A 19,690-nucleotide genomic window follows, 5' to 3' on the forward strand; every position below is an offset into this window, starting at 1 on the left:
ATATTCGCCAAATGTAACTAAAAAAGGGGAGAACCTCTCGGCCTTCCCCCCCCTTTTTATCTAACATCTCATAGGAAACTAATACCCCGGATTCTGTTTCAAGTTTGGATTCTTATCCATGCTTGTTTGAGGAATCGGCAAGTAACGGTTACGAGAAGAGAACTGACGAGTCTCAATAACAGCCGTACCCGTGATTTCCGCACGTTTAGTAGGCTCAGACTCCCCATAATTAATCGTTCCTGTAACACGTAACAAATCACCATTCAGGACTTTCTCGGCAAGCATCTTTCCATCTTCCTGCCAACGGACGATGTCCGCACGACGCAAGCCTTCGCCGGCCAACTCTACCGTACGCTCACGACGGATCAATTCACGAAGTTTCTCCTTCGTCCCATATTTAGCCTTATCCACTTCCCGCATTCCTACACGCTGACGGATCTGATTCAAATAACCATAGATCTCATCAGAAGGACCGCTCAACTCATTCGCAGCCTCCGCATACGTCAATAGAACCTCCGCATAACGGAATACGATCGGACAAGCTCCCGAGCTCCAAACATCTTCATATTGATCCATTGGATCCAAGTATTTCGCCCAAGTCAAAGCACTCTTGGAAGCATTATCTGTATAAGTCGGGAAGTTCTTGTTGACAGTACCATCTTGAAGTTTCTCGTCCAAAGTATTCAAGATATCACCTCTCCAGTCACGTCCCGGATATAAAATGGTCATGGCCATACGAGGGTCGCGATTCGCGAACGGATGCTTTGCGTCATAAGTCTTCGACTCTTCTTTCGTCAATCCATCAGACATTTCATACATATCCACCAAATTCTGGGTCGGGACGATAGAAGACCAGCCTTGGTCTACATTATTGTACATTTGCCCGATGGTTCCCAATCCGTCCAACGTCTCAATATTCTGATCCGCTAGGATTATCTCTTTAGAATCCACTCCCGATACCTTAAAAAGATTCGTATAATCCGGATCCAACTCATACTGCTTCAAATCAATGATTGCCTTAGCTGCGTCTTTTGCCTTTTGCCAATCACCATAATACAAAGCCTCACGCATCTTGATAGCTAAAACAGCACCTTTAGCGATATAGCCACGAGCCTCCGGAGCCTCTGCGATCCCAGCTAAGGCCTCGTCTAAATCCTTAGCTATATAATCGCGTACCTCTTGTTCCGTATTGCGTTCCACTTTAGCCTCGTCTGCACTTGAATAAGAACTAATAATAGGCACACCACCATACCACCAATTCATCAAGAAATACTTATAAGCACGGATCGCTTTAGCTTGAGCCACATAATTAGCTTTTACAGCGTCACTGGAAAACGTCACCTTGTCTACATTCTCCAAGAATGTATTCGCCTTACGAATCGACTTGTAATCATAAAGGATCTGCCCAGGATTAGAACTAGACAATGACCCATCCCCCCACGGGCGGAATCCTTCCCAAGGGAAATTATTATAGCCTATATCTGAGCCACAATCCAGATAAAGCAACGTATTTCCATCTAGCAAATCCTTATAACAGCCTACTATGAAGCCCTTCGCATCCGCCTCTGTCTGCCATGTGGTAGAGGGAGCCAACTGATCCTTAGGCACCGTATCCAGAAAATCCGAACACGAAGTAGATAACGCAGCCATACCAGCCGCCAACATATATATTGATAATCGTTTCATAAAATCTTCTATTTAAATGGTCTTAACTAATTAGAATGTCACATTTACGCCAAAAGAATTTGTCATCACTAATGGGTAGCTAGACAAACGGGAACTAACAGTCTCCGGGTCTACGTTCAATGGCATAGAATCTATCGTAAACAAATTCTCCGCAGAATAATAAACACGTACATTCGACAAACCGATAGCGTTCAGCACACTCTTTGGAAGCGTATATCCCAATTGCAATGTCTTCAGACGCAGGTAACTGGTATTAATTACCCAGAAATCAGACATCACGTTAGAAGCCTCACTCGGAGATTTTCTAGACTCCGCTACACGCGGCATACTTGCATTGGTATTTTCCGGTGTCCAGCTATCCAGCCATGCAGTAGAAGGATGTCCGGCACTACCCGAGAACTCACCAAACGCTTCTTTCGTAAACGCACGGCCTACATTAGCCGCACCGGTGAAGTTCAAAGTCAAGTCAAATGCTTTATAGCCTACATTCAAGTTCAAACCAAATGTAACAACTGGATTGATAGTCTTAGACAATACACGGTCATCCGCATCCAGCTTTCCATCTCCATTCGTATCTACATAACGTAAATCACCGGCTTGGAAATCCTGTCCGAACGGGTAGCCGTCTTTTCCTTTATAGGTATCCATCCATTGCTGTGCCTCCGCGTCAGATTGGAAAAAGCCATCAGCCTTATATACATAGTAAGAATCGATTGGCTTTCCAACAAAACGCCACAAATCACCGTCATCAGGATTTGTCATACGGTCTACACCTCCTAAATCCTCGATCTTGTTCTTATTATAGGCCATATTTCCCATCACATTCAATGACCAGTCATTCCACTTATTGTTATAACCTAGCTGTACCTCGACACCTCGGTTACGCATAGAACCCACGTTATCGAAATAAGGATCCAAGCCAAACTCAGTCGGGACCGGTACCTCCATGATGATATCCGTAGTCTTGCGATCATAGTAATCAAACGTGAAAGTCACATGATTAATAACCGCATCCAAGCCAATACCCCAAGTCGTAGATTTCTCCCATGACAAATCCTCGATACGATAGGCTTTCTGATAATATCCCGTCGTCAAGTTGCCTCCCATAGGATAATTACCATCCAAATTATAAGTCTGCATCCAAGGATAATATTGGTTCTCCCAAGGATTCGATTTATTTAAGGCGTCTTGATTACCTAACATACCCCAAGAAGCACGAATCTTCAAACTGCTCAACCAATCATGCGTACTTTCCATAAACTCCTCCTCGCTGATACGCCAAGCACCGGAGAAAGAAGGGAAATATCCCCAACGATGTCCCGGAGCAAAACGAGAGGAAGCATCCGCACGGAAGTTTGCCTCTAATAAATATTTTCCCGCAAAATCATAATTAATACGCCCAAAATAGGAAAGCATGGCAAGCTCTCGGCTCAAACCATCATTTGTTTGTGTAGAAGCCCCACCGGCATCCATATCATTCAGGCTATTACTCGGGAAATTATTCCTCTGCATCTGATTCTTGCTAACCTCATACTTCTCCGCATGATAACCTACCATCACTTTCAAGCCATGCTGACCAAAGTTCTTGCTGTAATTCAGCAAAGCATCGAAATTATAACGTTTCCAATTCACGAAACGTTCAACCAAGGAAGTGGTACGAGACGCAGATGCCGGATCATCCGGTATGCTCAGAACTCGCTCCGTATGACGTTGGTCCTCGTTCACATAGGCACCCGTCACAGTAGCCTTCAGCCCATCAATAATATCATAATCAACAGAAAGTGCCCCCGTAAAATTCTGGTTACAATTATCCACCGTCTGCCCGGAATCCAACCATGCGATAGGGTTACCATCGTTAGTTTGTCCGTATTTGCCATCCTTATCCTTGACAGGAATCATCGGACTAATAATATTCAATTGACGGATAATCTGGTCGGAAGAACCACCATAATAGCTAGCATTCGGATCCGAGAAGTCATTCTTGATGAAAGACATGTTCATCCGAACAGCCAGTTTCTTCGTCAACTGCATATCCAGATTCGTACGTCCGTTAAACTGTTTACGATCTGAGTTAGGAAGGATACCCGTCTGCCCTAAATATCCGGCCGAAGCCATATACTTCACGTTCTCCGCACCTCCTGTAATACTAACATTGTGCTTATGCAACAAACCTGTCCGATAAGCCTCATCATTCCAGTCCGTATTAGGATGTCCGTAAGGATCAGAGCCATCTTCAAACATCCGGATGTCCTCGTCACTATAACGTCCCGGCTCGAAACGATTCCACAAACGTGCGTAATCGGCTGAGCTGACACGATCAATCATGGAAGTAGCTTTCGAGGCACCCACATATCCGTTATAAGAAATACGAGGAGCACCCGTCTTACCACGTTTTGTCGTGATCAAGATAACACCATTAGAAGCCTTCGAACCGTAAATAGCGGCGGAAGAAGCGTCTTTCAATACAGAAATACTCTCAATATCATTCGGATCGATATCATTCATGGAGCCACTCTCGATACCATCGATCAAGATATATGGGCTGGCAGAGTTCAAAGTACCGACACCACGGATACGGATCGTACTACCATCCTGTCCCGGACGGCCTTGACCCGAGGTAACGGTTACACCCGGCATCATACCTTGAAGACCGGAAGACACGTTGGAGATAGGACGGCTTGTCAACTCCTTGCTATCCAATTGGGCTACCGCTCCCGACAAGTTCGCCTTCTGTTGCGTACCATAACCGACAACGATCACCTCATCTAATTTCTGGGTATCTTCCTGCAAGGACACATTGATGGAAGGCTCTCCATTATATTTGAATTCTTGAGTTAGATAACCGATAAAGGATACTTGGATCACATCCCCTTTCTTCACATCCAACACGAAATTACCATTCATGTCGGTTACAGTACCATTCGTAGTACCTTTTACAACTATTGACGCTCCGGCCACAGGGCCAAAACTGTCACTAACCGTTCCCTTCAAACTACCTTCTTGCTGGGAAATACCTACCCTCGGAGTTATCGCCGCACGATCAGAAGCATGAACCACACCCCCGGAACAAAACGCTGCAGACAATAGAACAAAACTGACAGGTCTTACAATTTTCAACATAAGAATCGTTTTTTGTTTATTAAATAGCTGTTACTATTATAAGACTTAAGGCATACTATTTTAGATCTCGTTTCTTATAATATTCACTCTTCTAAATCATTAATGTATAATTATAAATCCTCGGTTAACTACCATGAAAGCACTTCTTCATCGTTCTGGCGGAACTCCGTTTATTACTAATATACACTAACTTCATGTTTGAATTTCAAACCATATACCTCTTTGATGTCCATAGCTCCATACTAAAAAAGATTATGGTTGGAAAGATTGTTTGTTAAATATTTTAATAACTAGGTGGTGTTGTTTTAGATTCGTATGCGAAAAATTAGTCTTTTTTGTTTTATAATTAAAAATAGTGCTATATTTGCTGCGTCTAATGATTATAAGTTCCGCCAGAACTACGTACTTAATAGAAGCTTGATTAATATTAAGGCACTTATTCCATTTATTCCTTTATAACCACTATTTATCATGAAAAAGTTGTTATCTTCGTCCCTTGTAATAACTAATTATTAAATTATGAAAAAGAAAAGCTTAACTTTATTACTAGCGACTACGGTGGCAAGTAGTATCCTATTTTCGTCCTGTATAGGATCTTTTGGTTTAACAAACAAACTTTTAACGTGGAATAGAAGCATCGACAGTAAGTTTGTTAATGAGCTAGTGTTCATTGCTTTCTGGATTGTCCCGGTTTACGAGATTTCCGCTTTGGCTGATGTCCTTGTGATCAACTCTATCGAATTTTGGAGCGGAAGTAATCCTGTAGCAGATGTAGGTAACGTTAAAACAATCGATGGTAAAGACGGCGTTTATACCGTAGAAACAAAAGTTGACGGATACCATATCCAAAAGGAAGGCGACGAGAAAGCGCTTGACTTAGTTTTCAACGAAGCAGATCAAAGCTGGAATGTAGAGGCTGACGGTGAAAGCACAAAATTGTTAAAATTCAATGGCAATGACGAAGTTGTCATGTACCTACCGGACGGAAAAGAAATGAATGTCGAGTTAAGCCAATCTGGGGTTTTAGCATTCCAGCAAGTAGCTAACGGATATTCTTACTATGCAGCTAAATAATTGAAAATTGAGAATTGAGAATTGAAAATTACGTAGAGTCACTTCTAATTTTCAATTCTCAATTTTCAATTCTCAATTTTCAATTCCCCAGTGCTAATCTAAATAAAATACGATGAATATGAACTCTATCAAAAAAATGATGCTTTCCGGAGCATTAGGTTGCCTTATTTCCGGAATGGCTTATGCGGACGGTTCTTCACCCCAACCCGTAAAACCTTATTGGCAAGACATTCAAGTCGTAGCCGTAAACAAGGAAAAACCCAGAAGCTCCTTCATGAGTTATGCGGACCGGGAAACCGCCCTCACCTCTCGATTTGAGAAAAGCCCGTACTATTCCCTATTAAACGGTACTTGGAAATTTTTCTTTGTCGACTCTTACAAAGATCTTCCTCAAAATATCACAGATCCTTCCGTTAATACCTCTTCATGGGATGATATAACCGTTCCCGGAAACTGGGAAGTACAAGGACATGGCGTAGCCATTTATACGAATCATGGTTACGAGTTTAAACCAAGAAATCCCCAACCTCCATTATTGCCGGAAGCGAATCCGGTTGGCGTATACCGCAGAGACATCGAGATACCCGCAAGTTGGGATAACCGGGATATTTATTTACACATCGGCGGAGCTAAATCCGGCCTTTACGTATATTTAAACGGGAAAGAAGTGGGTTATAGCGAGGATTCCAAAAATCCCGCCGAGTTCCTGATCAATAAATACCTGCAACCCGGAAAGAATGTGCTTACATTAAAGATATTCCGTTGGAGCACCGGTTCTTATTTGGAATGTCAGGATTTCTGGAGAATGAGCGGTATCGAACGTGACGTATTCCTTTGGTCTCAACCCAAGGCCAGTATTCAAGATTTCCGTGTCGTCTCAACCTTGGACGATACGTATACGAACGGAATCTTCAAACTGGCGGTAGACTTAAAGAATCATACCCAAGAAACAAAAAACTTAAATGTCGGATATGAGCTTTTGGACGCAAAAGGTAATCTTGTGACCTCCGAGGCTAATGATATATGGGTAAGTCCTGCAAGTCCTCAAACAGCATCTTTCGAGTATGATTTAAAGAACGTAGCCCCTTGGAGTGCCGAGCATCCGAATCTATACAAATTATTGATGACGATAAAAGAAGAGGGTAAGGTAATCGAGGTAGTTCCATTCAATGTTGGTTTCCGCCGGTTCGAGATGAAGCAAATCGACCAAGTAGCGGAAAACGGAAAACCTTATACGGTCTTATTATTCAACGGACAACCGGTGAAGTTCAAGGGTGTCAATATCCATGAGCATAACCCGGAAACCGGACATTACGTAACCGAGGAACTCATGCGTAAGGATTTCGAGCTGATGAAGCAAAACAATATCAACGCTGTCCGCCTATGCCACTATCCGCAAGACCGTAAATTCTATGAACTCTGCGACGAATACGGATTGTATGTTTACGATGAGGCGAATATCGAGTCTCACGGTATGTATTACAGTCTGAAAAAAGGCGGCACTTTGGGTAATAATCCGGAATGGCTGATCCCGCATATGGACCGTACGATGAATATGTACGAACGAAACAAGAATTATCCGAGCGTTACTTTCTGGTCACTCGGAAACGAGGCTGGAAACGGATACAACTTCTATCAAACTTATTTATATCTGAAAGACAAGGAAATAAATAGCATGAATCGTCCGGTGAACTATGAACGTGCCCTTTGGGAATGGAATACGGATATGTACGTACCTCAATACCCGAGCGCTGAATGGCTAGAGGAAATCGGGCGTAAGGGTAGTGATCGTCCGGTAGCTCCTTCGGAGTATTCACATGCGATGGGAAACTCTTCCGGCAACTTATGGGATCAATGGAAAGCTATCTATAAATACCCGAACCTGCAAGGCGGATTCATCTGGGACTGGGTGGACCAAGGTATCTTGGAAAAAGATAAGAATGGACGTGAATATTATACCTATGGTGGTGACTATGGAGTAAACACCCCTAGTGACGGAAACTTCCTTTGCAACGGTATAGTAAACCCGGATCGTACCCCGCATCCCGCTATGGCAGAGGTTAAATACGCCCATCAAAATATCGGGTTTGAGGCGATCGATTTAGCGAACGGTTTATTCCGCGTCACGAACCGTTTTTATTTCACGAACCTAAAGAAATATATGGTCCACTATAGCGTAACAGCCAATAATAAAGTTGTACGCTCCGGTAAAGTCTCTTTGGACATAGAACCCCAAGCTTCTAAGGAATTTACGGTTCCCGTAGGCAACTTAAAGCCACAAGCCGGTACGGAATATTTCGTAAACTTCAACGTAACGACCGTAGAAAAAGAGCCGTTAATCCCTATCGGACACGAAATCGCTTGCGATCAATTCCGCTTACCGATCGAAAGCCCCAAGAAGGCGTTTAAGATCAGCGGCCCTAAATTAACGGTTTCAACCAATGGAGATAACTTATCGGCATCCTCCTCAAAGGTAAACTTCGTGTTTAACAGGAAGACAGGAATCGTTACTTCTTATAAAGTAGATGGTACGGAATATTTCAGCGAGGGTTTCGGTATCCAACCGAACTTCTGGCGTGCGCCGACCGATAACGATTACGGAAACGGTATGCCAAAACGCTTGCAAGTCTGGAAGGAAAGCAGCAAGAACTTCAACGTGACAGACGCTACCGTCACTATGGACGGCAATAACGCCGTGGTTAACGTGAACTATTTATTGCCGGCAGGAAATCTATACATTGTTAATTATACGATCTATCCAAGCGGAGCCGTAAATGTGGCCGCCCGTTTCACATCCACGAATATGGATGCCGCCCAAACCGAGGTATCGGAATCTACTCGCACGGCAACTTTCACTCCGGGACGTGACGCCGCCCGTAAAGAGGCTTCCAAATTGAATGTTCCCCGTATCGGTGTTCGCTTCCGCTTACCGGCAAGCATGAATCAAGTGGAATATTTCGGACGAGGACCTGCTGAGAACTACTTGGATAGAAACGCCGGTAGTATGGTCGGCTTATATAAATCTACAGCCGAGGAATTATATTTCCCATATGTACGCCCGCAGGAAAACGGTCATCATACCGACACTCGTTGGGTATCACTTAGTACCGGCAAGAAAGGCTTGTTGATCCAAGCGGATAATACGATTGGCTTTAACGCTTTGCGTAATTCCATAGAGGATTTCGATGACGAGGAAGCGACTGGCCTATCCCGTCAATGGAGTAATTTCACACCAGAGCAAGTAGCGAATCATGATGAAGCCGCAGCAAAGAACGTATTACGTCGCCAGCATCATATCAACGATATCACGCCTCGCGACTTCGTTGAGGTTTGCGTCGACTTGAAACAACAAGGTGTAGCAGGTTATGATAGCTGGGGTTCACGTCCGGAACCAGCTTATACATTACCCGCAAACCGGGAATACAACTGGGGCTTTACCCTTATTCCGCTTAAATAAAGAAAAGTCATAATTTATCCATAAAAAAGGGAGTGTATTAGGCTTAATCCAATACACTCCCTTTGTTTATACTACTGCAACGGCTTTGCAGTAACGTATCCTTATTTAATCACTTCCTTCAAGGTATTCTGTAAGTCTTCTCCAGTGATATTCTTAGCGATGATCACCCCATTCGGATCCAATAACACATTTGCCGGAATACCCCGTACCCCATAAAGAGCAGGGATCTCAGAATCCCAATATTTCAAGTCGGAAACGTGAGTCCAAGTCAGATGATCGTCTGCGATCGCTTTCTGCCATTTAGCCTTATCCTTGTCCAAGGATATACCTACGATCGTAAAGTTCTTATCCTTATATTGCTGGAAGGCATTTACCACGTTAGGGTTTTCCTTGCGACACGGGGGACACCAAGAGGCCCAAAAATCCAATAACACATATTTTCCCCTAAAGTCCGACAATGACACAGAAACTCCTGCAGTATCCGGCAAGGAAAACTCCGGAGCGACTTGTCCGATCTGTACGTGTTCTAATTGCTTGATAATACCGTCCAAGTCCTTCACATAAGGACTATTCGCCAATGCCGGGGAAATCTTCGCACGAGTCGCCTTCAAATCATCCAAAGATAATTGGTAGGTAAAATAACGATATAGATAGAACGCCGCCGCCGGAGAATCCGGATATTTCGAAATCAAACTGTCAATATCATACCCTTCCTCAAATACCTTCTCCGCATTTTCTTGAAAGACATCATTCACCGGCGAGTTCCGTACGGTGATGGTCTCCCCGTCATTCCCGATCTTGACATTCATATCCGTATTCTCCAAGAAGAGCTGAACCGGATAGTTCATATTCTCGGTTGCCAAACCAAAAAGTAAAGGCTGATCTACCTCACCCTTAAAGGTGAATTTCCCGTCTTTTACCTCTGCTGTATCCACGTCAAAGAACATTTTATTACGGAATGACTTCAAGTAAATCTTGCCGTCGGGCATATTCTCTACCTCACCATTGATAACATATCCTTTTGGAACTTCTTGGCAACCAACCACCAAAAGGCCGGCAAGCGCCATCATACAAAATTGCTTCATTTCTCTATTCTATTTATTGATTACTTAAACTTAGGGTGATGATAACGTCCCTTTTTCAACGAGATCGTCCCATATTCTATCGCACGCACCGGACAACGATGAATACAGGCAACGCACTGAACGCAAGTATCAGCCCATTCCGGTTTTCCGTCACCCGACAGGGAAATCGTACCGGTCGGACAGACCTTCGCACAGATACCGCAAGAGATACAGGTATCCGTAGCATAAAATCGGTTGCTGCCTATCGCGAAGTGAGCAAATAACGGATAGACCATATAGCTCTTCAAAAGAGGGGCACTTCCCGCACAATACAAAGAAAGATTTTTCTTCTGCCGGATCGCCTCTACGATCTCGTCTACACGTTCCGGTGCTTTTTTCAGTTTTTCAGTCTCTACCTCCTTACTATCCACGTCGAAGCCGGGCATCAAGACATAATTGTTCGGCATTTGTACAGAGAATCCTCCGGTTACGGCAATTCCCCGCCTCGCCAAGATGCTCCGCATGATCCGATCCGTATATCCACAATCATCACCACAAGTACAGACGAAATAAACCTCTTGCCCCTTATATCCGGACAGGATCAACCGGGAAATAAAGCGGGGCACCAATACAGCCGGCCCCCAAGAATGGACAGGGAACACAAAAAACACTTTCTCCCTCTCCCCCAATGGATAAGCATTCTTACCCTCATTCAACGCATCGGCAATGGAAACCAACGGCTCATCGAAAGCCGTCCCTAACGCTTCCGCAACCCAACGGGAGTTTCCTGTCCCTGTAAAGTAGAATATCATGCGCTCATTTTTTAGATGCAAAAATACATAATATCCAAACATATACGCTATCTTTGTCTAGTTTAAGAAACCTAAAAAACAAATCTTATGACAACGATGGAATTAAATTTACGGAAAGAATATCTCTATGACTTGATAAAAGGCATGGATGAGATTACCATGACGAGGGTAATAATTCTTATGCTTTTTTATTGTTGCAACGGATCACTCATGCAACGGAACTATTAATAACTAATCCTTATTTAGGATTTATTGAACTATCACTACTCCAACTTAATAAAGAATATCGTTCCTTGATCGAGGGACATTATAAAATCATCTATAGTGTTGAATATGATTGTATCCGTATCTATCAGATATTCGATACTAGGCAATCACCGGATAAACTGATGGATTTATTCAGATAAAATAACAAGGGATAGAAATGTAAGCGTCTTACAATTTATCCCTTGTTACTTTTCTGAATTATAGCGCAAATCAAATCTCAATATCCCAAATACCCGCCGAACGTTCTAATTCGACCAAGGCTGAGCTGTAATTAAACAGCGTCTCAATATACTGAGCTTGTACCTCATCGTAAGTACGCTGGGCGTCCAAGACTTCCAACAAAGAGACTTCCCCCCTATTATAGCTGTAAATCTTGCCATCCATCACCTCACGAGCTTGCCTTAAAAGCCCATCCTCATAATGATTAACTTGCTCGGCGAAAGATTGATAATTACGATATGCCTGCATCACCTCCGTCTGTACTTGCAAAAGAGCCTGCTTATATTGCGCTTCCGCTTGTTGCTCCCGATAACGAGCGGCACGAACCGTCCCCTTATTGAAATTAGAGAATTTCAAAGGAACAGCGATACCTGCCGTCACTCCGGTAAAAGGAGGTGCCGGGGCTTCCTCATTATAAACCCGGGCATTACGGCTTACGGCGATAGACAAATCCACATCCGTATTCCGCTCCCGGCGAGCTACTTTCAAGGCTCTAGCGGCCACTTCCTTGTTTTTTAAGGCAGCTACCAAATCCGTACGCCCCTCGCTTGCCGCCGTGATTAAGTCGGCAAGGATAAAATCCCGAGGCTCCGTACGTAACTCAGCCTCTGGGTGAAATAAAGTATCCGTACTGAAAGTCCCCGTCAAGAAGTTTAAGTTCGAGAAAGCATTCTTTAATTCCGCTCCGGCTTGCAGCAACTCGTTTCGTAAGACCCCGGCCTCTACCCGGCTCTGCGTAGCATCCACCTCACGGATTTGCCCCAATGAGAAACGGATACTGTCGCTCTCCGCCAATGTCCGGATATTCTCATAGGCATTCTCCTTTACTTTATACAACTCATGTTGCTTCAAGGCTTCCATATAAGCAATCGTAGCGTCTGCCCGGAGATTCCGGAAATAATCGGCCAACAAAGCCTCGGTCAACTCACTCTCGCTACGTGCCAATGAGATATTCGCACCCCGTTTTCCAAAAGAGAAAGTTTTGCTCAGTTCTACTTCAACACCTTCTCCCATTTGCAAGGAATTATTCTCATTATTGAAATAAGACACGGAAAGATTCGGATCGTTAAACACCTTTGCCGCCGTTACCTCAGCCTTAGCGGCCGGCACATTCAATTTCTCCGACGCATACTCAAGGTTGCCTTCCGCAACCCGCTCCATATATTGCCGATACGTAAGCGGAACCATGGTCTGGGCATTCACGGATAAGCATCCGCAGAGTAATGACAGGATTATATATTTCTTCATATCTTCTAATCTAAACATAGTATATCTTTTTAATTCCACCTCCGGATTAAGCGTGCAGCTCTTTTTCCTCCGATACCGGCATCAAATCCTTCCCCTCATAATGTTTCTCGATCATGTAGTATAAAGCGGGAAGTACATAAAGCGTGATTACCGTAGCAAATAAAAGCCCGTAAACGATTACCGTAGCCAAGGGACGCTGCACGTCCGAACCGATACCTGTACTAACAGAGGCAGGAAGCAATCCCAAGACCGCAACCGTAGCCGTCATCAAGATCGGACGGAAACGGTGCTTAGTTCCCGTTATCACCGCATCTTTCAAATCTCGTTCCCTTGTACGTAAGTTATTGATATGGGAAATCATGATCACGCCATTTTGGATAGCGACACCGACCAAGGCAATAAAACCAACCGCCGAGGAAACATTCAATGTCATTCCCCGCACATTCAACGCCAACATACCACCAAACAAAGCCAAGGGAACGACACTCATCATCAAAGCCGCCTGCCGGAATTTACCGCAAGCCGCAAACAACAGAAGCAGCATCAGTCCCAACGCCAAAGGAACCACAGCCCCCAAACGGGCATACGCACGATGCTGGTTCTCGAACTGTCCGGCCCATTTCAAATGCACGGAATCATGATCGTATTTCACCTCTTTATCAATCAACGCATTCGCCTTATTCAAGAACGCTGTCAAGTCCACGCCACGTAAATTAACCCGTACCGTCAAGTGCCGCTTATTCATCTCACGGGTAATCGTACTGGCACCGGTTGTCATCTTAATCTCCGCTACTTGCGAAAGAGGAATCTTCGTACCGGAACCGGTAGTCAGCAATAGATTACCGATACGTTCGGGAGAATTGCGGCTAGCGTCATCGAAACGACAAATCACGTCATAACTTTTACTTCCGACAAATATCTGGGAAATAGAGGCTCCACCGATCGCTAACTCAATCAAATCAGCCACATCCGACACGTTCAAGCCATACTGGGCGATACGGGCACGATCCGCGATAATCTGCAATTGCGGCAACGGAGGCTCTTGATCTACCGCTACGTCGGCAGCACCCGGTATTTCCTTCAACACATTAGCGACTTGATCTGCGATATGGCGACTTTCCGTAATATCATCGCTATAGATCTTCAACGCCAAATCACTATGAGCCCCGGCGATCTGATCCATCACCATATCGATGATCGGCTGTGAAAAACCGACCGAGTAGCCGGGCATAGTCTCCAACTTAGCTGCCATCTCCTCGATCAAATCCGCTTTCGTCTTACCGAACTCCCATGTACTATAGGGCTTCAATCCCACGCCACACTCCACATGGGAGAGTGAGAACGCTTCCGCCCCCTCATCATCGCGACCTACTTGGGTCATTACATATGAGACTTCCTTAAACTCTTTCAAAGTCTTCCGAAGCTCCGCCCCCATCTCCTTAGATTTCTCAATGGAAATACCCGGAGGAAGCTGTACCTGTATCCAGATCGCCCCCTCATCCAACGGAGGCAAGAAGTCTTTTCCTACGGTATAACTTAAAATCCCCGCTCCCAGCAATATCGCCAGTAACGGTACAATAACCCGTCTTGGCTTCTCCATCAATCGGGCAATTTGTGAATGATAAGCCGTGGAAAGTTTCTCCAACCAACGATTATGGTAAATCTTTCCCGGCTTACGATACGCATAAAAGGCCAATCCCGGAATCAAGAACAAGGCCACGCACAAAGCGCCCAGCAAAGCATACCCTACGGTATAAGCCATCGGCGTAAACAATTTCTTCTCAATATGCTCAAAAGCGAACAAAGGAAGATAGGCCGTTATAATAATTAATGTAGAGAAAAAGATCGGGCGAGCCACCTCAGTCGTACGGCGCAAGATCGAATCTTCCGTCAATACCTCATCCGGATGCCGTTCCCTTTTCTTCAAGACCGTCTCCATCATCACGATCGCTCCGTCTACCAAAATACCGAAGTCTATAGCGCCTAGGGAAAGTAGGTTCGCAGGAATATTCGTAACATGCATCAAGATAAAGGCAATCAATAGAGACAAGGGAATGGTTAAGGCCACCAACAAAGCGCCACGCCAACTCCCCAAGAATAAGATCAGTACTAAGACAACCAGTACCATACCCTCGAACAACGTATGCGATACAGTATGCAAGGTCGTATTAACCAAATCCGTACGATCCATAAACGGATGGATACGGGTTCCCTCGGGAAGTGTCTCGTTATTTAGTTCGTCTACCGCCTTATGCACATCATCCAACACCCGGGACGGATTCTCCCCCCTAAGCATTTGCACGATACCTTCCACGCCATCGGAGTAATCACGGGTATCGTCCGTAAAACCTAAAACGCCCTTACGCTCCAAGTTTCCGTATTTCAGTTTACCGATATCATTCAAGTAGACCGGGACACCATTCACGGTCTTGATCACGATATGTCCCAAGTCTTCCAAGTCCTTAACCAGACCGATTCCACGGATCACATAACTCAAATCCCCCCGGCTTAACATACTACCACCGGCGTTCACGTTATTCTTCTCTATCTTTTCCGTAATATCCCCTAAGGTAATGTCGTATTGCTCCATCTTATAAGGGTTCACCTCGATCTGATATTGGGTAGTGATACCGCCGTAATTACTTACATCCGCTACACCCGTAACCTGTTTCAGTCTCGGAATAATTACCCATTTATGCAAATCGGTCAACTCCCTCAAGTCTAAACGGTCACTTTCCACCACATAACGAAAGATCTCTCCCGTCGGCGAAGTCAAAGGATTTAAGCCGGGAACCGCATTATAAGGAAGCTCCACGTCTACCAACCGCTCTTGTACACGTTGCCGGGCCCAATAATCCTCAATACCATCATCAAAAACCAATACGACCGTAGATAAACCAAACGTATTCTTGCTACGCATTACGTTTAGTCCCGGCAGACCATTCATAGCCCGCTCGATCGGAATACTGATTTGTTGCTCGATCTCCTCGGCGGCCAATCCGGGAACTTGCGTCACGACTTGCACGGTGGTATCGGCGATATCCGGATAAGCATCTATTGCCAACCGCGTCCAAGAATAATAACCAACGATCGCTAAGAACAGAAATAACACGAACATCAGTCCTCGCCGATGTATCGCCAAGTAAATAATCCTTTTCATAATCCGTTAGCGTGCGTCAAGTAAATAAAACGCTCCCGTAGCTACGATCTCGTCACCTACGTTCAAGCCGGATAAAACCACCGTCTTGCCATCTTCAGTAAGGCCGGTCTCGATCTTTTGTTTCCGATAATCGTTATTCCCCAATTCCACCAATACGTACATATTCTCCTCTTCCTGCAAGATAGCGGAAGTAGGTATACGGATTACCTCCGCCTCACGGTCGCTCAACTTGACCGTGCCGTACATCTCCGGTTTCATCAAACGGGTACTGTTATCGCACTCGATCAAGACCTCCACCGAACGGGTATCGGGGTCCAGCATCTCGCTGATATGATAAATCTTTCCCGATATCGGTTTATCCGGCATGGCTACCAACCGAATTTCCACCTCATCCAAAGCCTGTATTAAACTCAAATCCTTCTCTTTTACATGGGCGACCACCCATACCTTGCTCAAATCGGCGATGACAGCTACTGGCTCGGCGTCCTCTTTCATATATTGCCCGATTACGATCCGATCTTTCACGACCTCACCGGCTATAGGCGAGCGAACGATCAATGGTTGCCCCAAAGCCATTTCATCCGGATTAATCTGAAAGACTTTCAATGCGGCTACCATATTCTCATAGTCTTTTTTCTTTAACTCGTAATTCACCTCGGCCTCTTCCAATTCCTTTTGGACACCAACCTTGTTTTTCATCAAGTCTTTCTCCCGATTCAAGCTTTTCAAGGCCAGTTCCATCTCTTGGCGAGCTTGGTAATAAGATTTCCCCGCCTCATAAACAGCGGGAGCGCTAATCTCGAAGATCGGACTACCCGGGGCCACTTTCTGCCCTAAGCGAACGAACGATTTCGTAATTCGCCCGCTTACCGGTGAAGCCACCTCTGCGTAATTAGAAGGAATCGCCTGTACGACCCCCGAGGTGGTAAACTCCATACGGTAAGGTTCCCGTTTAACCGTTTCCTTTGTCAACTTGGATAAAACAGGAGATTCGGAACCGATATGTATAATATCCCCTTTGAGTGTTACGGCATGCGCAGACTCATCCTCTTGCTTTTGGGTATGGCAAGAGCATAGTACTATCGCTGGAAGCAATAGTAAAAATATAGATTTCATATAAGATGCGTAAAATGTTTAGTATAAAAAGTGATTCTAATGCTTGATTCAAATTACTATACCAAACGAGGGAGGCGCACGGGATTCGCCACGCCGCACAAGACGCAAGACAACCTCTTTCTTTAGAAAGACGAGCACTACCATCAAAAGCGCCCAAGCCATAACCAAAGGTAAGTACGGAATTAACTCCATACACAATTCGGTCAGCTCTTCAATCGTATTAAACGCTACCGTACTATGCTCATGATGAGGCAAGCCATCGGCTCCCGGCAGATAGGGATGAGAGTGAGTGATACTATAGTTTAGGAAATGATGCGTATGGGTAAAGGCCGTGCCACCCACGTAGTAACTCATAAAGAGTACTACCAAGAGGGGTCTTAACCACTTCAAGCTACGCATTGTTTTCATTCGCCATCTGTTTACTCCGCAAAGTTATAAAAGAAACTGCCATTTCATTTGCAATAAGTCAAAATTTATTCCTTTATTTGCATACACTGAATAATAAACAGTCATATCAATGAAATAAACACTACTTTATGAGAAAAATCTTACTTGTTTGTGCGGCATTAGCCTGCATGACAGTCTCCCCTGTACCAGCTCAGGACGCTGCCGTAAAAAAAATCATCGAGATGGGTCAGAACGATAATCAAGTGATGCATCAGCTGGATATCCTTACAAACCGCTTTGGCGGACGTTTAATAGGTTCCGACGCTTATGAGAACGCCGCCGAGTGGATGGTGCGTGAGTTTAAGAGTTGGGGACTCGATGTCCAATTAGAAGAGGCCGGTACCGTCCCTGTCGGCTTTAATCGAGGACCTTGGTTCGGACGCTTGTTGAGCGACAACGGAATGATCCTGCATTTCGCCACCCCTTCCTACACTTCCGGAACGAAAGGCGTGCAACGTGGGCATGCGGTGATGGAGCCTCGTAACGACGAGGAGTTCCAGCAAATCAAAGGAAGATTAAATGGTGCTTGGGTTCTTATCTCAGGGAAAAATGTAGGTTGGCCTATCGACCGCTCCGCCTCGGGAGATTCCATCCGTGCGGAGATCAAGAAAGAGAACAACGAGATCATGAAGAAAAACAATGATCTAAGACGCCGCAACTGGGAAAACGGGGAGAAAAACGAGATGTTGCCTTATAAAGAATTCCCCGGATTATATTATAAGGAAATGTGCGAGGCCGGAGCTTTAGGTTTTATCCAATCCTCCACCGTACCTATCCGTGCGTTATACGACCGGAAAATGATGAACGACCCGAATACGAACTTCGACAATCTGCCGGAACTTCCGGATATCAAATTAGACGAGCATCAATTCGCGATCATCGAACAAATGGTGAAAGAGAGACGTACATTCGAACTAGAGTTCGATATTCGTAATCATTTTAAATTAGGCCCGGTTAAATACCATAATGTCGTAGCGTCTATCAAAGGCAGCAAATACCCGGACGAATATGTTATTATCAGCGGTCACCTAGATGCTTTCGACGTGGCTACCGGAGGCATCGATTGCGGTACTGGAATCGGACCGATGATGGAAGCCGCTCGCATGATCGCCAAATCCGGAGCCAAGCCTAAGCGCACGATCTTATTTATCGGATTCGCCGGTGAGGAATTTGGCTTATTAGGAGCACAAGCTTGGGTGAAAGCGCATAAGGATAAATTACCCAAAATCGCTAATTTGTTCAATCGTGACGGTGGCCCGGAACCTCCTGTCGGTATCTCCGTCCCTCAAGCCATGTATGATGATTTCGTGAAGATCAGCGAACCCATCCAAAAAATCCGTCCGGACTATCCTTTCGAGGTAAAAGTTCGTGAACCCCGTAAACGCCCGACACGCATGGGGGGAACAGACGCATCAGTTTTCGCCATCGAAGGTGTCCCCACATTAGGTTTCACCACAGAGGATTTCAAAGGATATGATTTTGATTACGGCGAAATCTGGCATACGGAACGGGATTTATACACAAAGAACATCCCCGAATACCAAGAACATACGGCTACTGTTACCGCTATCATAGCCCTCGGTGTAGCGAATCTGGATAAGCAATTATCAAGAGAAGGTTTATATACCGAAGAGTAGGTCAGCACGATCGCTATTATAAGGAGTTTACAATGCCTATTGTAAGCTCCTTATGATGGGCATCATAAAAGACTTACAATGCCCATTATAAGAAATAGAAAAAGGATATGCCCTAATAGACATATCCTTTTCTCATTCTAGGGTGAAAGATGGGGCTCGAACCCACGACCCTCGGAACCACAATCCGATGCTCTAACCAACTGAGCTACTCTCACCATATAAAAAAACCTTTCATTCTTCACAGACGCCTTGGTTCATAAAACCTTGTTTTATTCATAACAAGATTTTTATCTAAAAAACCACAATGGGTGAAAGATGGGGCTCGAACCCACGACCCTCGGAACCACAATCCGATGCTCTAACCAACTGAGCTACTCTCACCA

11 protein-coding genes and 2 tRNA genes are annotated in these 19,690 nt (G+C 44.8%); 3 read left to right on the top strand and 10 right to left on the bottom strand.

The annotated features are described in order from the left end of the window. Positions 1–78 precede the first annotated feature (78 nt). Both ACESPU_RS14110 and ACESPU_RS14115 read right to left on the bottom strand, forming a co-directional pair. Positions 79–1,686, bottom strand: a complete 1,608-nt coding sequence (locus tag ACESPU_RS14110) for a RagB/SusD family nutrient uptake outer membrane protein (protein WP_373133462.1) — start codon at positions 1,684–1,686, stop codon at positions 79–81. A 30-nt stretch (positions 1,687–1,716) separates the two neighbouring features. Next, positions 1,717–4,806 (bottom strand): TonB-dependent receptor, encoded by a 3,090-nt coding sequence (locus tag ACESPU_RS14115; protein ID WP_005865885.1) that lies wholly within the window; start codon positions 4,804–4,806, stop codon positions 1,717–1,719. A gap of 519 nt (positions 4,807–5,325) precedes the next feature. Between ACESPU_RS14115 and ACESPU_RS14120 the strand changes: the two genes are divergently transcribed. Together ACESPU_RS14120 and ACESPU_RS14125 are read left to right on the top strand one after the other, a co-directional pair. Then, on the top strand, positions 5,326–5,880 hold the full coding sequence (locus tag ACESPU_RS14120) for a DUF3332 domain-containing protein (protein WP_005865883.1): 555 nt from the start codon (positions 5,326–5,328) through the stop codon (positions 5,878–5,880). A 118-nt stretch (positions 5,881–5,998) separates the two neighbouring features. Beyond that, a complete protein-coding gene (locus ACESPU_RS14125; RefSeq protein ID WP_373133463.1) occupies positions 5,999–9,337 on the top strand; it encodes a glycoside hydrolase family 2 TIM barrel-domain containing protein in 3,339 nt (1,112 codons plus the stop codon). A gap of 101 nt (positions 9,338–9,438) precedes the next feature. Here ACESPU_RS14125 and ACESPU_RS14130 read toward each other — a convergent pair whose 3' ends face one another. From ACESPU_RS14130 to ACESPU_RS14155, 6 genes are all read right to left on the bottom strand, one after another. After that, a complete protein-coding gene (locus tag ACESPU_RS14130; protein ID WP_122114958.1) occupies positions 9,439–10,422 on the bottom strand; it encodes a TlpA disulfide reductase family protein in 984 nt (327 codons plus the stop codon). Positions 10,423–10,442: 20 nt separating this feature from the next. After that, complete coding sequence (locus tag ACESPU_RS14135; RefSeq protein WP_008780791.1) at positions 10,443–11,213, bottom strand: EFR1 family ferrodoxin; 771 nt, start codon at positions 11,211–11,213, stop codon at positions 10,443–10,445. Between the two features lie 477 nt (positions 11,214–11,690). Further along, a complete protein-coding gene (locus tag ACESPU_RS14140; protein ID WP_122114959.1) occupies positions 11,691–12,965 on the bottom strand; it encodes a TolC family protein in 1,275 nt (424 codons plus the stop codon). A gap of 28 nt (positions 12,966–12,993) precedes the next feature. Continuing rightward, positions 12,994–16,107, bottom strand: a complete 3,114-nt coding sequence (locus ACESPU_RS14145) for an efflux RND transporter permease subunit (protein WP_122114960.1) — start codon at positions 16,105–16,107, stop codon at positions 12,994–12,996. Between the two features lie 6 nt (positions 16,108–16,113). Then, complete coding sequence (locus ACESPU_RS14150; RefSeq protein WP_122114961.1) at positions 16,114–17,223, bottom strand: efflux RND transporter periplasmic adaptor subunit; 1,110 nt, start codon at positions 17,221–17,223, stop codon at positions 16,114–16,116. A 48-nt stretch (positions 17,224–17,271) separates the two neighbouring features. Then, positions 17,272–17,631: a hypothetical protein gene (locus tag ACESPU_RS14155; protein WP_005861714.1), complete on the bottom strand. Its 360-nt coding sequence runs from the start codon at positions 17,629–17,631 to the stop codon at positions 17,272–17,274. A 128-nt stretch (positions 17,632–17,759) separates the two neighbouring features. Between ACESPU_RS14155 and ACESPU_RS14160 the strand changes: the two genes are divergently transcribed. Next, the gene (locus tag ACESPU_RS14160; RefSeq protein WP_005865866.1) at positions 17,760–19,307 is read left to right on the top strand and encodes a M28 family metallopeptidase; all 1,548 of its coding nucleotides are present in this window, start codon (positions 17,760–17,762) and stop codon (positions 19,305–19,307) included. Positions 19,308–19,448: 141 nt separating this feature from the next. On the opposite strand, the gene ACESPU_RS14165 is transcribed toward ACESPU_RS14160, so the two are convergent. Together ACESPU_RS14165 and ACESPU_RS14170 are read right to left on the bottom strand one after the other, a co-directional pair. Further along, positions 19,449–19,522, bottom strand: a tRNA-His gene (locus ACESPU_RS14165). Between the two features lie 92 nt (positions 19,523–19,614). Then, a tRNA-His gene (locus ACESPU_RS14170) sits at positions 19,615–19,688 on the bottom strand. Between the last annotated feature and the right edge of the window lie 2 nt (positions 19,689–19,690).

It is taken from the genome of Parabacteroides sp. 20_3 (assembly GCF_964238835.1).
In the GTDB taxonomy this organism is placed as follows: Bacteria; Bacteroidota; Bacteroidia; order Bacteroidales; family Tannerellaceae; genus Parabacteroides; species Parabacteroides distasonis.

Excerpts from the sequence above, each read along its gene's own strand:
- ACESPU_RS14110 (WP_373133462.1), bottom strand. The coding sequence starts at position 1,686 with ATGAAACGATTATCAATATATATGTTGGCGGCTGGTATGGCTGCGTTA.
- ACESPU_RS14115 (WP_005865885.1), bottom strand. The coding sequence starts at position 4,806 with ATGTTGAAAATTGTAAGACCTGTCAGTTTTGTTCTATTGTCTGCAGCG.
- ACESPU_RS14120 (WP_005865883.1), top strand. The coding sequence starts at position 5,326 with ATGAAAAAGAAAAGCTTAACTTTATTACTAGCGACTACGGTGGCAAGT.
- ACESPU_RS14125 (WP_373133463.1), top strand. The coding sequence starts at position 5,999 with ATGAACTCTATCAAAAAAATGATGCTTTCCGGAGCATTAGGTTGCCTT.
- ACESPU_RS14130 (WP_122114958.1), bottom strand. The coding sequence starts at position 10,422 with ATGAAGCAATTTTGTATGATGGCGCTTGCCGGCCTTTTGGTGGTTGGT.
- ACESPU_RS14135 (WP_008780791.1), bottom strand. The coding sequence starts at position 11,213 with ATGATATTCTACTTTACAGGGACAGGAAACTCCCGTTGGGTTGCGGAA.
- ACESPU_RS14140 (WP_122114959.1), bottom strand. The coding sequence starts at position 12,965 with ATGTTTAGATTAGAAGATATGAAGAAATATATAATCCTGTCATTACTC.
- ACESPU_RS14145 (WP_122114960.1), bottom strand. The coding sequence starts at position 16,107 with ATGAAAAGGATTATTTACTTGGCGATACATCGGCGAGGACTGATGTTC.
- ACESPU_RS14150 (WP_122114961.1), bottom strand. The coding sequence starts at position 17,223 with ATGAAATCTATATTTTTACTATTGCTTCCAGCGATAGTACTATGCTCT.
- ACESPU_RS14155 (WP_005861714.1), bottom strand. The coding sequence starts at position 17,631 with ATGAAAACAATGCGTAGCTTGAAGTGGTTAAGACCCCTCTTGGTAGTA.
- ACESPU_RS14160 (WP_005865866.1), top strand. The coding sequence starts at position 17,760 with ATGAGAAAAATCTTACTTGTTTGTGCGGCATTAGCCTGCATGACAGTC.